11 protein-coding genes and 1 pseudogene are annotated in these 13,606 nt (G+C 39.1%); all 12 read right to left on the bottom strand.

Going from position 1 to position 13,606, the window contains the following annotated elements:
* Positions 1 to 25 precede the first annotated feature (25 nt).
* The 12 genes and pseudogenes from ABRT01_RS12285 to ABRT01_RS12340 all read right to left on the bottom strand — a co-directional run bounded on the left by ABRT01_RS12285 (position 26) and on the right by ABRT01_RS12340 (position 13,452).
* A complete protein-coding gene (locus tag ABRT01_RS12285; protein ID WP_269410301.1) occupies positions 26 to 1,417 on the bottom strand; it encodes a glycoside hydrolase family 1 protein in 1,392 nt (463 codons plus the stop codon).
* Positions 1,418 to 1,498: 81 nt separating this feature from the next.
* Positions 1,499 to 1,816, bottom strand: a complete 318-nt coding sequence (locus ABRT01_RS12290) for a PTS lactose/cellobiose transporter subunit IIA (RefSeq protein WP_269410302.1) — start codon at positions 1,814 to 1,816, stop codon at positions 1,499 to 1,501.
* Between the two features lie 17 nt (positions 1,817 to 1,833).
* Complete coding sequence (celB, locus tag ABRT01_RS12295) at positions 1,834 to 3,120, bottom strand: PTS cellobiose transporter subunit IIC (RefSeq protein WP_269410303.1); 1,287 nt, start codon at positions 3,118 to 3,120, stop codon at positions 1,834 to 1,836.
* A 24-nt stretch (positions 3,121 to 3,144) separates the two neighbouring features.
* A complete protein-coding gene (locus ABRT01_RS12300; protein WP_269410304.1) occupies positions 3,145 to 3,456 on the bottom strand; it encodes a PTS sugar transporter subunit IIB in 312 nt (103 codons plus the stop codon).
* A gap of 26 nt (positions 3,457 to 3,482) precedes the next feature.
* Complete coding sequence (locus ABRT01_RS12305; protein ID WP_367747517.1) at positions 3,483 to 4,802, bottom strand: 6-phospho-beta-glucosidase; 1,320 nt, start codon at positions 4,800 to 4,802, stop codon at positions 3,483 to 3,485.
* 209 nt (positions 4,803 to 5,011) lie between these two features.
* The gene (locus ABRT01_RS12310) at positions 5,012 to 6,946 is read right to left on the bottom strand and encodes a BglG family transcription antiterminator (RefSeq protein WP_269410306.1); all 1,935 of its coding nucleotides are present in this window, start codon (positions 6,944 to 6,946) and stop codon (positions 5,012 to 5,014) included.
* A gap of 387 nt (positions 6,947 to 7,333) precedes the next feature.
* A pseudogene (locus ABRT01_RS12315) lies at positions 7,334 to 7,759 on the bottom strand (SDR family NAD(P)-dependent oxidoreductase); the annotation flags it as partial.
* A 346-nt stretch (positions 7,760 to 8,105) separates the two neighbouring features.
* Positions 8,106 to 9,422: a 6-phospho-beta-glucosidase gene (locus ABRT01_RS12320; protein WP_269410307.1), complete on the bottom strand. Its 1,317-nt coding sequence runs from the start codon at positions 9,420 to 9,422 to the stop codon at positions 8,106 to 8,108.
* Positions 9,419 to 9,745, bottom strand: coding sequence for a PTS lactose/cellobiose transporter subunit IIA (locus tag ABRT01_RS12325; protein ID WP_269410308.1), 327 nt, complete (start codon positions 9,743 to 9,745; stop codon positions 9,419 to 9,421). Before ABRT01_RS12325 ends, ABRT01_RS12320 begins: the two co-directional genes overlap by 4 nt.
* A 73-nt stretch (positions 9,746 to 9,818) precedes the next feature.
* Complete coding sequence (celB, locus tag ABRT01_RS12330; RefSeq protein WP_367747522.1) at positions 9,819 to 11,108, bottom strand: PTS cellobiose transporter subunit IIC; 1,290 nt, start codon at positions 11,106 to 11,108, stop codon at positions 9,819 to 9,821.
* Positions 11,109 to 11,173: 65 nt separating this feature from the next.
* Entirely contained in the window at positions 11,174 to 11,485 is a 312-nt protein-coding gene (locus ABRT01_RS12335) for a PTS sugar transporter subunit IIB (RefSeq protein WP_367747525.1), read from the bottom strand.
* Positions 11,486 to 11,910: 425 nt separating this feature from the next.
* A complete protein-coding gene (locus ABRT01_RS12340; RefSeq protein ID WP_367747527.1) occupies positions 11,911 to 13,452 on the bottom strand; it encodes an exo-beta-N-acetylmuramidase NamZ family protein in 1,542 nt (513 codons plus the stop codon).
* Between the last annotated feature and the right edge of the window lie 154 nt (positions 13,453 to 13,606).

The following is a 13,606-nucleotide window of genomic DNA, read 5'->3' on the forward strand; positions in this document are numbered from 1 at the left end:
GCTAAGTCCCCTTTACAACATATTGCTAAAACCCATTATTCCCAGCCAGCTCCTTAAACCACCAACCGCTTTTTTTGATTTTACGCTTAGCATGATTATCCAAATCGACCGACACGAGTCCGTACCGATTCTTATAGGCATTCAGCCACGACCAATTATCCATGAAGGTCCACACCTGATATCCTTTAACATTTGATCCTTCTTGAATAGCTTGATGCACCCACTTCAAATGACCTTTAAAAAAGTCAATCCGGTAATCGTCCTGAATCATTCCGTGTTCGTCCTTAAAGCGGCCTTCATCCTGTACTCCCATCCCATTTTCGGAAATAAAACATTCAATATTTCCATAATTGTCTTTTAGATTCATTAAAATATCATAAATACCCTTTTCATATATCTCCCATCCTCGATAAGGGTTCATTTTTCTTCCAGGCATCTCATAGAAATCGAAAAAATATTCCGGCATAAGCGGTGCTTCCGGATGAGGCATGTATTCTTTCGCTTTTACCCTTCGCGGTTGATAGTAGTTTACACCTAAAATATCAACCGTATTTCTTTTCAACATCTCCCTATCCGATGGTTCCGTTGACGGCAAAAGATGATAATCCTCAAGAAGCTGAACAAGTTCTGAAGAAAATTCCCCCTTTACGGAAGGATCCAGAAATGATCGATTGAAAAACAAATCAGCAATCCTGCCCGCTTTTTGATCAGAAGGATGCTCGCTTCTCGGATAAGAAGGTGTTAAATTGAGTATAATTCCTATCTTCCCATTAAGATTGCCGTCTCTAAACGCTTTAATTGCTTGAGCATTTGCAATAATAGAGTTATAACCCACTTGAATAGCCCTTTTAAAATCCACCACATTCGGATAGTGCATATCATTCAAATAACCTGCTTCTACAGGAACAATTGGTTCATTTTGGGTAAACCAGTTCCTAACTTTGTCTCCAAACAGGTCAAAACAAGTAGCTGCATAATCTTTGAATGCTTCTACAACTTCCCGACTTTCCCAGCCGCCTATTTCCTGCATTGCAAGTGGCATATCAAAGTGATATAAATTAACAAATGGTTCAATGCCAGCACTAGTCAATTCATCCAAAACGTTATGATAGAATTGTACAGCTTTTTGATTGATCTCACCGCTACCATTCGGGATAAGACGCGACCAGGAAATAGACAGGCGAAAGGAATTATGCCCAATTTCTTTCATCGTTTGTATATCTTCTTTATACCGTTCATAAAAACGGGAAGTGTTAGTGGGACCAATTTGATTATAGAATCGGTTAGACTCCTTCTGATACCAATAGTCCCAAATATTCTTGCCTTTACCATCCATATTGGCTGCACCTTCTGTCTGAGTAGCAGAAGCCGCACTCCCCCACCAAAATCCTTCTGGAAATATATACTCGATTGTCATAATTAAATATTACCTCCTTTCTTTTGAAAATAGGTCTATTCTAAAAAATATTCCGTAAAAAGACACCGAAATAATCGATGCCTAACGAAGGAACTTCTTATTTTTTTCATACAACTCGATGAATTCTTTCGCAAGATCCTTGAACGTTGTTGCGGTCATGAGATGATCCTGCGCATGAACCAGGAGCAGCGTAATTTCTGCTTTTTCACCTCGTGCTTCATTTTGTATCAATGTTGTTTGTTGGGAATGTGCTTCCAATAATTCCTTTTCAGCATGCTCCATTAACTGATTTGCTTGTTCTATTTCTTTGTTTTTGGCATGTTGGATTGCCTCCATCGCATCACTTTTAGCATTTCCACTATGCGTAATGATTCCCATGATTACCTGTTCCATTTCCATGATGATTCCTCCCGTACCTAAGCAGATTCCTTATCGTTTTGTTTTTGAAGATAGTTTCTTGCTGCCATTTTTACGAATGGCAAGTATATAACAACTGCAATGACGAAATTCACTGCCGCTAGTGCTCCACCACGCCACGAACCTGTCGATAAAAATCCGCCGATCACAGGTGGTGTTGTCCACGGTATGAATGCAATCGTTTTTGGTACGAGCCCTACGGATATGACAAAATAACTAAACACAGTTAAAATAACCGGCGCCAGGAAAAATGGCACGATCATAATTGGGTTTAAAACGATCGGAAACCCAAATAAAATTGGTTCATTAATATTAAAGAGCCCTGGTGCTACCCCTAACTTAGAAACTTGATAATAATGCTTGTGGCTCCTGCCAGCAATGAATACTGCTGTTATCAAAGCAAGTGTGGCTCCGGTACCACCTAAATACATAAATGAATCAAAAAACGGTTTGGTAACAATATACGGAATTTCTTGTCCCGCTTTAAACGCCTCTGCATTTGCATTTATAGCAGGTAAATAAACGGATTCCATAATTGGTTCCATCATATTGGATCCATGCAGACCGAAAAACCACAATAAGTGCATTAATAGGGCTATCACAACCGCTGCAAATACCGTATTGGATAAATGTGATATTGGTGCCTGAATGAGATCAAAAATCAATTCGTGCACTTCTGGAGCATTCGCCGCAAATAAAATCACTTCAAATAGTGCAAAGATGATTAGCGTTATCATAGAAGGAAAAAGTGCCGAAAAAGATTTTGAAACAGCAGGTGGCACCCCTTCTGGCATCTTAATCTGCAGGCGCTTATACCCCGATAAACGTGTAAAAATTTCTGTTGATATAAGTGCAACTGCAATGGCAACAAATAACCCATTTGCACCAAGCCAGTCCGTAGGCAGACCTGCTCCATCTGCTATTGGCCGCATCAGTATAATCAACGCTGCAACCGAAACGATACCTGAACTAATAGCGTCTTTACCATAAGAATTCGCCAAATGATAGGCAATCGTAAATGCAACTAAAACGGATATAATCTGAAATGTGCCATCCCAAAGACTACCACCTAACTTTTGCCAGTTTTCCTCTCCAAAAATGGAACTTAAAAAGTCTTGATATGCGTCAATAGGCAAATTATTAATCAATACTGCCAACGAGCCTAAGATCATAAGTGGCATAATGGTCACAAATCCATCTCGTACTGCAACAAGATGCCTTTGTGAACCAATTTTCGATGCAATGGGAATAAAATATTTTTCCATAAATTCAATAAAGCGATTCATATGATGCACACCACCTTCTAGCTTTTATTTGCCCGATAGTTCTTCCAACGCACTATCTAATACTTTCTCGCCGTTAACCATCCCATAGTCAACACTATCAATTACCTTTACCGGAACATGATAACTTTCTAGCTGTTTCTCCAGCTTAGCTTTTAAAAAACGCACTTGTGGCCCAAGCAACAAAATATCGATTTCATTGAAATGATTAATTGCTTCTGCTTCCGAAACCGCAAAAATATTCACTTCTATTCCTTTTTCATCTGCTGCTTTTTCCATTTTTGTTACTAACAAACTCGTAGACATTCCAGCTGAACAAACTAACATAATATTTTTCATCCTTCTACACTCCTTGTTTTTTTAATTTAATAATGATTGACTTTAAATTGCGGTAAGTACGCTTTGTGTGCTTCCAGCAATTCATCAAGCAGAATTTTGCTTCCTTTTTCATCTGCTACCAGTGGATTCATAAGCATGGATGTGTACGCATCACTGTAATCACCAGTAACAGCTGCCTGAATCACCAATTTTTCAAAAGCCTTCATTTGGATGATACTTCCCTTTATGGTTGATGGTAGCGGACCTGACGCGATTGGACGTGGACCGTGTTTGGAAATGATACTGTTCACTTCTATCACACAGTCATCCGGCAAATCCGGTATAGCACCATTATTGAGTGTGTTTACTGTCTGTATATCCTCTTTATTGTTATAAATGGAGTCCATCAAACTGCAAGCCACATCGCTGTAAAAAGCACTTCCTCTCTGTTCCAATTCCCTTGGCTTCACATTTAGATCCGGATTTCTATACAACTCAAACAACGACCTCTCCAACGCTTTAACTTCCTCTGCACGTGTTCCATTCTCTTTAAACGCTTGTATATCTTTTTCAAGTACCTCTCGTGTTTGGAAGTAATATTGGTGATAGGGATTAGGTAAAAGATTCATTGCCTTAATAAATGTCTTTGACCAACCAAGGTTAACAATATTAGCGGGTGAGTAGTCCAGCTCTTCGTCAGCCAATTTGTCCAGTACTTCCTGTGTCCGGTCCATACCATCAGCGTAAATTTTTTTTCCAAATACAAAATGGTTCAATCCTACAAATTCGATTTTTATCGTTTCCGCTGATACCTCTAGAATTTCTGCCACGGAATGACGCATATTGAATGGAATATTGCAAACACCAATCACTTTTTTGTGAGATGAGTGCCTTAAAACTGCTTCGGTAACCATTCCAGCTGGATTTGTGAAATTAATAATCCATGCATTTGGACAAATGTTATGAACATCCTCAGCAAGGTCAAGTAATACCGGGATTGTCCGAAATGCTTTAAAGATTCCACCAGCGCCATTTGTCTCTTGACCGATATACCCATGGCTAAGTGGAATGCGCTCATCTTTCGCACGGGCATCCAAACCACCAACACGAATTTGTGTGGAAACAAAGTCTGCACCCTCCAATGCCTCTTTACGGTCAAGCGTACATGTAAGATTAATAGACTTATCGGCTTTTTTAATCATCCTGTCAGCTAATTCTCCGATGATTTTCAACTTTTTTTGGCCGGACTCCACGTCGACGAGTGCTATGTCAGTCACAGGAAAGGAATCATAGCGTTTTAAAATACCTTCAATAATTTCGGGTGTATAACTTGACCCTCCTCCGATAATAGTTACTTTTAATGGCATGTCCTTACATCTCCCTTTATATAATGAATCTATCTTCCAAATGCTCCTGCTTTCCTGATGTTTGTTATTTCCGTAAATTCAGGTAATCAATTTTCTTCCTACATCCACATTTTAAAATAATACCGTTTACATTTGTAGAGATTGTTTTTCCGTTGCCAATGGAAAAACAATAAAAGACAAAAAAAGATGCAGATTTACTTCGCATCTTCCTACGCTTTAGTTAATAAGGATTTAAATTCGGCATATGTTTCACACTGAAGTAGTCTTTGTAGCAAAGCCCGACTATCCAATAATTTTTTCAAGACATCGTACATTGGTTTCAAACTATCTTTCTGATACCTATTGATATTCAGCAAATTGATCAATTGAACAGGCTTTTCCCCCCATTGGATAGGATGCTTTAACGTAACAATAGACCAGAAAGTTTCATCTGTTTGCGATTCCAATGGGTGTGGAATCGCAACCAAATTTCCAAAACTGGTAGGTGAAAACTGCTCTCGTTCCAACACCGAGTCAATAAAATCCGCATTTACCATTCCAGCCTCAAATAGTTTATTGCCGATAAATTGAATCACTTCTTCCTTTGTAGAAAAATCCATTCTTAAATACGTAAATTGTTCTCGCATGTATTTCTCCATTACTTCAACATCGTTATAGATCAGTCTATTAATGTTAGCCACATCTTGATTACCAAACAAAGCACTTACCTGAATGACCGGAACGGATAACTTTTCCGGAATTGGGACAGTGCTAATGATAAAATCCAAATTACCCAGTGGTTGTTTACGCAAATTATAATACTCTGTCGTTCCCATAATATATAAATGGTCGCTAAATTGATCCTTTAACTTATATAAAAGTAATTGCGCGGTTCCCAGTCCAGAAGCACAAACAATTAAACAGCGTTTTTTGTTTGTCGCATTCTTTTTTTGTCGTTCTAATGTTAACTGGATATGCAATGCCATATATCCAATTTCATTTTCGTTAATGGAAATATTCATTTTTTCATTGATGACCTCCGCACCTGTAAGAGCAACCTCGAAAGAAAACGGGTATTTTGTTTTAATTTCCTGAAGCATTGGATTTCTGAGATTCATGTTATACCGATACCGATTAATAGCGGGCTGTAAATGTAAACTAAGGGTTAACAACAATTTCTGATCTTTGGAAAGGTTTAATGCATATGTTTCATCTATTTGCGAAAGGATATTACTCGTTAATTGTTGAACTTCCTCATTTAGAACGGATTGTGCTTCTTCCATTTCCTGTTCAGGATGTGTCATTTTTGTTCCTTGTAAGTGAATAGCTAAGTAGGCAACTTCATTAACTGGAAAAGATATCTTTAGTTTTTGTTCTATTTCCTGGACAATTTCCCTTGCAATCGTATATTCTTTTTTACCCGTGATCTTGTTGAGCTCCTCTTGATACATTTTAACTACGTACCTTTCATGTATCCGCTTACAGGAAATAACGATATGCGTAATTAAATTATGCAGACTAATATCAGTGATGGTTGTCTTATATTTTTTCAGTTTGGAAAGAATACTATTTCGAATCCATTCTATTTCATCTTTGGGTAGTATCTCCAGCCAATCTGAAGCTTGGTCCGTTATATTTATATTTTGCATTTGATTGAATACATATTCGGAGATGCAAAATCGTATTTGCATTTCATCTCCGAGCACTTTAACCCCATAATTTGGTTTATGATCAAGAGACAGACTATAACGTTCCAGAATTTTAAGTACACTTTTCAAATCGCTTTGTAAAGTGGATCGACTAATAAATAGTTCATCAGCAAGTACGTCCATTTTTATATAAGATGATTGCAATAAAAGTTTCTTTACCAAAAATTGTACGCGATCATCAGGCTCAGTCGGGACAATCTGATTGTTTACATCTGTTATTTTTTGTAAAAAGCGTTTGAATCCTTCTTTATCAATGACATTGATTCGATAGCCTTTTCCTCGATAGGATTCGACACGAGCAATATTTTCATTTAATTGTTCATTTAATTCTTTGATATCATTACGTATCGTTTTTGAACTAACCTGTAAAGCAACAGCCAGCTCTGAGCTTGTTTGCAGATCTGTTGATGTCAATAGCTGTTGAATAATTTGTTGCATCCGGGTATTCATACGCATTAAGTCCCTTTCTATGCAAATAGTCCTGGATTCAGTATAAAATAGTTGAAATGGAAACACAACTTTCGTTAACAATGAGGTTTGCGTCACGTTTTTCTTGTGAAATCGGTGGAGGTAAAAAACAGAGAGGCAATTGCCTCTCTGTTTTTTTCAACTTCCCCGGCCTAAAGATGAAAACTGAAATTTATTTTTACTGCATAAATTACCCTTGACATGATGTTATCCTCACTATTGGAAGGGACATTTCCGATCTCATTTATTAAGATCAAAACCGGCATAATTGGAACATCGCCTTTGCGATCCCAAAGTTTTTGCTGAAACGATCTGATTATTATACTTAAAATCAAAATGGCAATGAACACGTAACGGTTCATTGCCATAAATTTCTCATTGCAGGTTTGACGCACCGCCATCAATGACAAATTCTGTGCCTGTTGAAAATGATGAATCATCGGAGGCTAGAAATAAAACAGTCTTGGCTACTTCTGTTGGCTTTCCCATTCGGCCTAATGGATAGCTGGCATCCAATTCTTCTTCCGACTTATTCATTACATCTGAGGCATAATCCGCCATACCAGTCGTAATATACCCTGGATGAATGGAGTTCACCCTTATTCCGTTAGAGGCGTATTCTGCGGCTGCATCCTTGGTCATCACGCGCACCGCACCTTTACTTGCACCATAAAGCAAATGACCAGATGCTCCTGTTAAACCAGCCATGGACGATGCATTTATAACCGATCCAGCTTTATTTTTCTCCATTTCCGGAAGCACATGTTTCAATCCCAAGAAGACACCCGTTACATTAATGCTCTATAAAAAAATAACCACCCTATATGGCCTTGACAAGATTTAGGGCATGTACTAGCATGGACAGCCTTTTATATAGCATGATCTTCTAATTATATACTCCATTTTAAGCCTTTTTAAATAGCTTTGACCAAAAAGTAGAATAAAAGTAAATGAGTTAGGGGCCTTCCTGTCATTTTTGTTCCATTTAAAAACCAATTGAAAATAACCTACTTCCAACATGGACAACTTAAATCAATGACAACACCCTGCCAATCCAACCGTTATACACTAAAATCACCTTTACTGCCCTCTAAAACTACTTAGTTGTATTAAGTCTCTTCTATAAACATAATAAAACTATTCCCTTTCACGTTTCAAACTGTGGCAAATATTCCTTATGAGCCTCAAGCATTTCATCCAGGATTTGCTTTGCTACTTCATCCGATGGGACAAGTGGATTGATTGTCATCGCCAACAGAGCTTTACTGTATGATCCTGAAATCGCAGCCTCTGATGTAATCCGTTCAAAGGATTTAATAGATTGCACAAGCCCTCTTACTGCAACCGGTAAGTCGCCGACTGTAAGCGGAATAGGCCCATCTTTCGTAATAACACAATTGATCTCTACAGCGGATTCATTCGGTAGACTTTCAATTGCCCCATTATTTTTGGTATTTACTGTCTGAATATCGTGTTTATCGTTATGGATAGAATGGATTAGACTACATGCTGCATCACTATAGTATGCGCCACCTCTTTTTTCCAATTGTGGCGGTTTACGATCCAAATCCGGGTCTTTGTATAGCTTAAACAAATCCTTTTCTAATTGTTTAACCATTTCTGCACGAGTGCCTTCTTTTAATGCTGCCTGTTGTTCTTCCTCAAGTATTTCTTTCGTCTTATAATAATAACGGTGGTATGGACACGGCATGACGCCAAGTTCCTTAATAAAGTCTTGTTGCCATCCAAAATCCGAGATATTATTCATCCTGATTCCGGAAGATTCATCGCCTCCCATTGCAGAAAGAACGTTACCCGTAACTTCTTCACCGTCTAAATAAATATGAAGGCCATATACCATGTGATTCAATCCGGCGAAATTGATGTGAATGCGATCAGCATCGACTTCCAACATCTTGGCAACCAAGATTCGCATTGTTATCGGAAGGTTGCAAAGTCCGACCACCTTTTTGATACTACTGTGACGCAAAACCGCCTCCGTAACCATACCTGTGGGGTTGGAGAAGTTAATAAGCCAAGCATCAGGACACAATTCTTCCATTTCTTTACAAATATCCAAAATCACAGGTATGGTTCGGAGTCCCTTAAACAGTCCACCCGGTCCATTTGTTTCCTGTCCAATCACACCATATTTTAACGGAATACGTTCATCCTTGGCTCTCGCGTCCAATAGACCAACCCGTATTTGTGTTGTAACAAAATCAGCGTTTTTAAGCGCTTCTCTACGACTCATTGTCAAATGGATGTCGATTGGTACACCTGCTTTTTCAACCATGCGTTTTGCCAGATTACCTACAATATTTAATTTTTCCCGTCCCTCAGGAATATCAACCAGCCACAACTCACGAATGGGAAGTTCATCATATCGGTTAATAAAACCTTCGACTAATTCTGGAGTATAACTGGAACCTCCGCCAATCGTTACCACTTTTAACCCTTTCATGATGGTTTCACCTCACCTGTTAGATCCAGCTTTTCATATAGATCGACAAATTCAATTGCCAGATCTTTAACAGCTACCGCATTCATAAAGTGATCCTGCGCATGAACGAGGAGTAACGTTACATCCGTCTTTTCCCCCCTGGACTCTTTTTGAATGAATTCAGTTTGTGTTTCATGTGCATCTAAAATCTCTTTTTTCGCATCTTCCAGCCTCTGTTTAGCACCATCTATATCGTTGTTTTTAGCTAATGAAATAGCCTCCATAGCTAGGCTTCTAGCATTTCCAGCATGTAAAATGATTTGAAATACTACTTCTTCACTCATCTATTCATCCCTTTCTAAGTTAATCATTTGGAAAAACCTTTTGCCCATCTCACTGTCCATTTTTTAAATGTGATTAGACATCCTCTGAAATTGCCTTTTTCTCTTCATCTGATTCCTCAGCCTTTTCATCTTTTTGTAGCTTTTTATCATATAAACGGAAAAATGGATAATAAATGAGCAAGGATACAACCAGATTAAATAACATAAGCACACCGCCACGCCAATCTCCTGTTGTCAATATCCCGGAAAATGGAGGAGGTGTTGTCCACGGAACAATAACAAAAGGCTTCCCGACAAGGCCAATTGACATGGACGTGTAGGTTATGATGGTAACGACCAATGGCACAAGGAGAAAAGGAATGAACAATAGCGGGTTTAATACAACGGGCGCTCCAAACATGATTGGTTCACTAATATTAAAAAAACTGGACCACACAGACATTTTACCCAGGTTTTTAAGGTGTTTTGATCTTGCCCGCCACACAAATAATATGGCCAGCGCAAACGCCATCCCCGTTCCGCCTACTGCAAACCATATAGCCATAAGGGGTTGACCAACGACATGAGGAAGTTCCTCTCCAGCCTGTTTAGCGGCAACGTTAGCTTCGGTAAGGCTATACCATATGGGAGCTAATACACTTGCAACAATAGACTCGCCATGAAGTCCTAAAGCCCACAACAGAGAAATAAGAAATACAGCAATCAGCGCACCCCAAAGACTTCCTCCGATTAACTCCAGCGGTGCCTTCAATACAGTGCCAATTACATCGTGTAGGGACAAACCGAAAGAAGCATCAAGTATAACATCGACGCCCCAGACAATAAGAATAATGAAAAAGCCAGGTAAAAGTGCTGTAAAGGCTCTCCAAACAGAAGGCGGAACCGTACTGGGCATTTTAATCACAATATGTTTGGACTCAAAAAATCGATATACTTCAACGGTAAAAATAGCTAAAACAATAGCAATAAACAATCCTTCTGCTCCCATTAAATCCAATGGAAGATTGCCTTCATCCGTAAGAGGGGTAGCCACCATAAAGGCCGCCAATCCAAGAACACCCGCAGATAATCCATCCATGTCATAACTTTTAGCAAGGCTATAGGATATGCCAAAAACAGCAACCAATCCCAGCATGCCAAATGTTGCATTTACCGGAATGTTCAGTGTTTCCGCGTAAGGCTCCATAAATTCTGCCCAAGATTCAATGGGAGGTGATGATATAATCAAAAAGACACTTCCAATAATAAGCAAAGGCATCGCTGAAATAATTCCATCACGAACCGCCTTCAAGTGACGCTGTTCAGATATCTTTCCTGCTACAGGCATAAAATAGCGTTCCATCAATTGATTAAACTCATTCATGAAAAATCACTCCTTTCACAGTTTTCCTGCCTAACGTCTTTAAAGCTTTATACAGGGGAAAAGATTCAAGACCTTTTCTTCCTCAAATCCAAAGCTTGTTTTAAAACTTTTTCACCATTTATAGAACCATATGCCGCCATATCAATGACATTAAGTGACACATTCGCTGCATCGGCTTTAGATATAAATTCACCTTTCTTATAACGAATTTGGGGTCCCAGCAAAATGACATCTGCTGTTTTCAATTGCCGGTCAAATGCATCAACAGCATGTGCCTCTATCTCCACAGCTGATTCTAGCCTTTCAGACGCTTCTCTCATCTTTTGAACTAATAAACTGGTGCTCATTCCTTGAGCGCATAGAAGTACAATACGCATAAAAATCCTCCCTTTTATAATTTTAGTTCATACCAGAGTTATATTATCGATAACGTTTCAATATTACCGGATGTAAAAGTAAATATAGATTTGCGAATCAACTTCTAGTGTGCCCTGAACGCATACAGCAAATCAAAAGTAAAAATGAAAACGAACATTGAAGAAAAATATAAGGAATTACTATGCAAACATGGAAAAGTAAACCGTAAAACTGGTGAATCAAAAAAAGCTGGTATCTATAATGACCGAATGAAAAACGCATGGAGATGATGAAAAAAGGAATTGCCCGTCTCATCGTTTGAGATAGGCAATTCCTTTTTCATCGAGTAATCGTAGCTGTCGCTGTAGCAGCTACCGGTAAACGTCGGATTAATTAATAGGTAGACTGGCAATTGTCTTTTCAATGTTTCACAGCACTCCTCTACTTACTTCCATTGCGCGAGTATTGCATCTGCTTTTTGCTGAAGTTTAACCTGTGCTTTATCTGATATAAGATTATTCTCTTTTTGGGCGTCAATTAACTTTTTAAAACCTTTCATATGTTTGATAACTTTATCAACTGCTTCCTTTTTCTCATACTGGCCAACAGCTTTTACGTGTAACTTCAGATCATGAGCTGCCCCATCATCCATAATGTCGCCACTTTCCTCTAGCTCCGTTACTGTGGCCAGGATATCCTCCGAACTAATCGGATCTTCCGGGTACGGTGGATATAATAAATACGGATTCCGTACATCTTTAACCCAAGTATTTAATTCATCTCCCCAGGATGCCATAATATCGTCAACCGGTTCGCCATTTCTTAACATATCCGCTGCTTCAGGATCACCAATAAGCTCAGCATAATTATCACTCATTTCGAATTTTTCCGGGTCCTGATTTCTCATCACATCTATTAAATGAAGACCCAATTCAACTTGGTCTATTTTTAAAGGGTCATCAATATGGATTTGAACGCCTCCAACCAATTCTCCCTCATACTCTCCAGATGTTGGCGTAAAATTGGCAGGTCTGAATTTCACCCCTGGAAGTTCGAGATTGTTCATATCCTCCGCTAAATCTTCTGCATCAATCCAAGGCGCGCCAACTAACTCAAACGGCCTTGTTGTACCCAGTCCTTCTGATAGGTTCGTATCGTCCAATAGCTCTGTCCCAGAATACAAATGAGCAGAATCTTCTGTTGGTATATTCGGTGACGTCATGACCCAAGGAAGGCCTGTATCTTCAAAAGACATCGTTCGTTCCCAATCTTCCATTTCAGCCACTTTCACATCAGTATCTAAACCGTATTCCGTATTCCACATCGTTGCCAGTTCACCCACTGTCATCCCGTGTCTGATAGGCAAAAGAAACCTTCCCATAAAACTGACAGCGTCTTCGAAACGAACTGGTCCCTCAACTTTGGTACCTCCATTAGGATTCGGCCTATCCAAAACAATTAATTCCTTATCCTGCCCAGCTGCTGCTTCCATCGCAAACCCAAGTGTATAAATATACGTGTAGACATTCGAATCGATATCCTGAATGTCATAAAGCAGGACATCAACGTCTTCAAGCATCTCTTCGGTCGGCTTCCAAGTTTCCCCATAAAGACTATAAACCGGGAGCCCTGTTTTTTCGTCGATATAGGAATCTACATGTTCCCCTGCTTCACGATCTCCCCGTATACCATGCTCCGGTCCATATAAAGCAGTTAAATTTACATCAGGGTGGTTATACAATACATCGATACTGCTTTCTAAATCACTTGTAACCCCAGTCGGATTTGTAATGAGTCCAACACGCTTACCTTCGATCCAATCTAAATGATCATCTAAAAGAACTTCAATTCCTGGCTTCACGTTTTCAGCATTTGCTTCATCTCCATCATCTTGCGGTTCTTCTGCTGACACGATAATGATCCCGATAAACACGCCCATTAATACGATCAACAATAATGTTACCTTCCGCATTCGCTTATACTTCATGACACTTTTCCCCCTTCCATATAATAGGAACAAATCATGTAAAACAGCTCAAAAAACTTCCAGAATACTGTTGGCGTACGTTGCAATATCCCGGAAGTTGTTACTCTTTTGTAAACTATTAAATTTTTTCTCCATCATCCTGTTTTGACGTAAA

The organism is Lentibacillus sp. L22 (assembly GCF_040812445.1).
Classification (GTDB): Bacteria; Bacillota; Bacilli; order Bacillales; family Amphibacillaceae; genus Lentibacillus_C; species Lentibacillus_C daqui.

Coding starts and splice junctions, on each gene's coding strand:
- ABRT01_RS12285 (WP_269410301.1), bottom strand. CDS start 1,417: ATGACAATCGAGTATATATTTCCAGAAGGATTTTGGTGGGGGAGTGCG.
- ABRT01_RS12290 (WP_269410302.1), bottom strand. CDS start 1,816: ATGGAAATGGAACAGGTAATCATGGGAATCATTACGCATAGTGGAAAT.
- celB (WP_269410303.1), bottom strand. CDS start 3,120: ATGAATCGCTTTATTGAATTTATGGAAAAATATTTTATTCCCATTGCA.
- ABRT01_RS12300 (WP_269410304.1), bottom strand. CDS start 3,456: ATGAAAAATATTATGTTAGTTTGTTCAGCTGGAATGTCTACGAGTTTG.
- ABRT01_RS12305 (WP_367747517.1), bottom strand. CDS start 4,802: ATGCCATTAAAAGTAACTATTATCGGAGGAGGGTCAAGTTATACACCC.
- ABRT01_RS12310 (WP_269410306.1), bottom strand. CDS start 6,946: ATGCGTATGAATACCCGGATGCAACAAATTATTCAACAGCTATTGACA.
- ABRT01_RS12320 (WP_269410307.1), bottom strand. CDS start 9,422: ATGAAAGGGTTAAAAGTGGTAACGATTGGCGGAGGTTCCAGTTATACT.
- ABRT01_RS12325 (WP_269410308.1), bottom strand. CDS start 9,745: ATGAGTGAAGAAGTAGTATTTCAAATCATTTTACATGCTGGAAATGCT.
- celB (WP_367747522.1), bottom strand. CDS start 11,108: ATGAATGAGTTTAATCAATTGATGGAACGCTATTTTATGCCTGTAGCA.
- ABRT01_RS12335 (WP_367747525.1), bottom strand. CDS start 11,485: ATGCGTATTGTACTTCTATGCGCTCAAGGAATGAGCACCAGTTTATTA.
- ABRT01_RS12340 (WP_367747527.1), bottom strand. CDS start 13,452: ATGAAGTATAAGCGAATGCGGAAGGTAACATTATTGTTGATCGTATTA.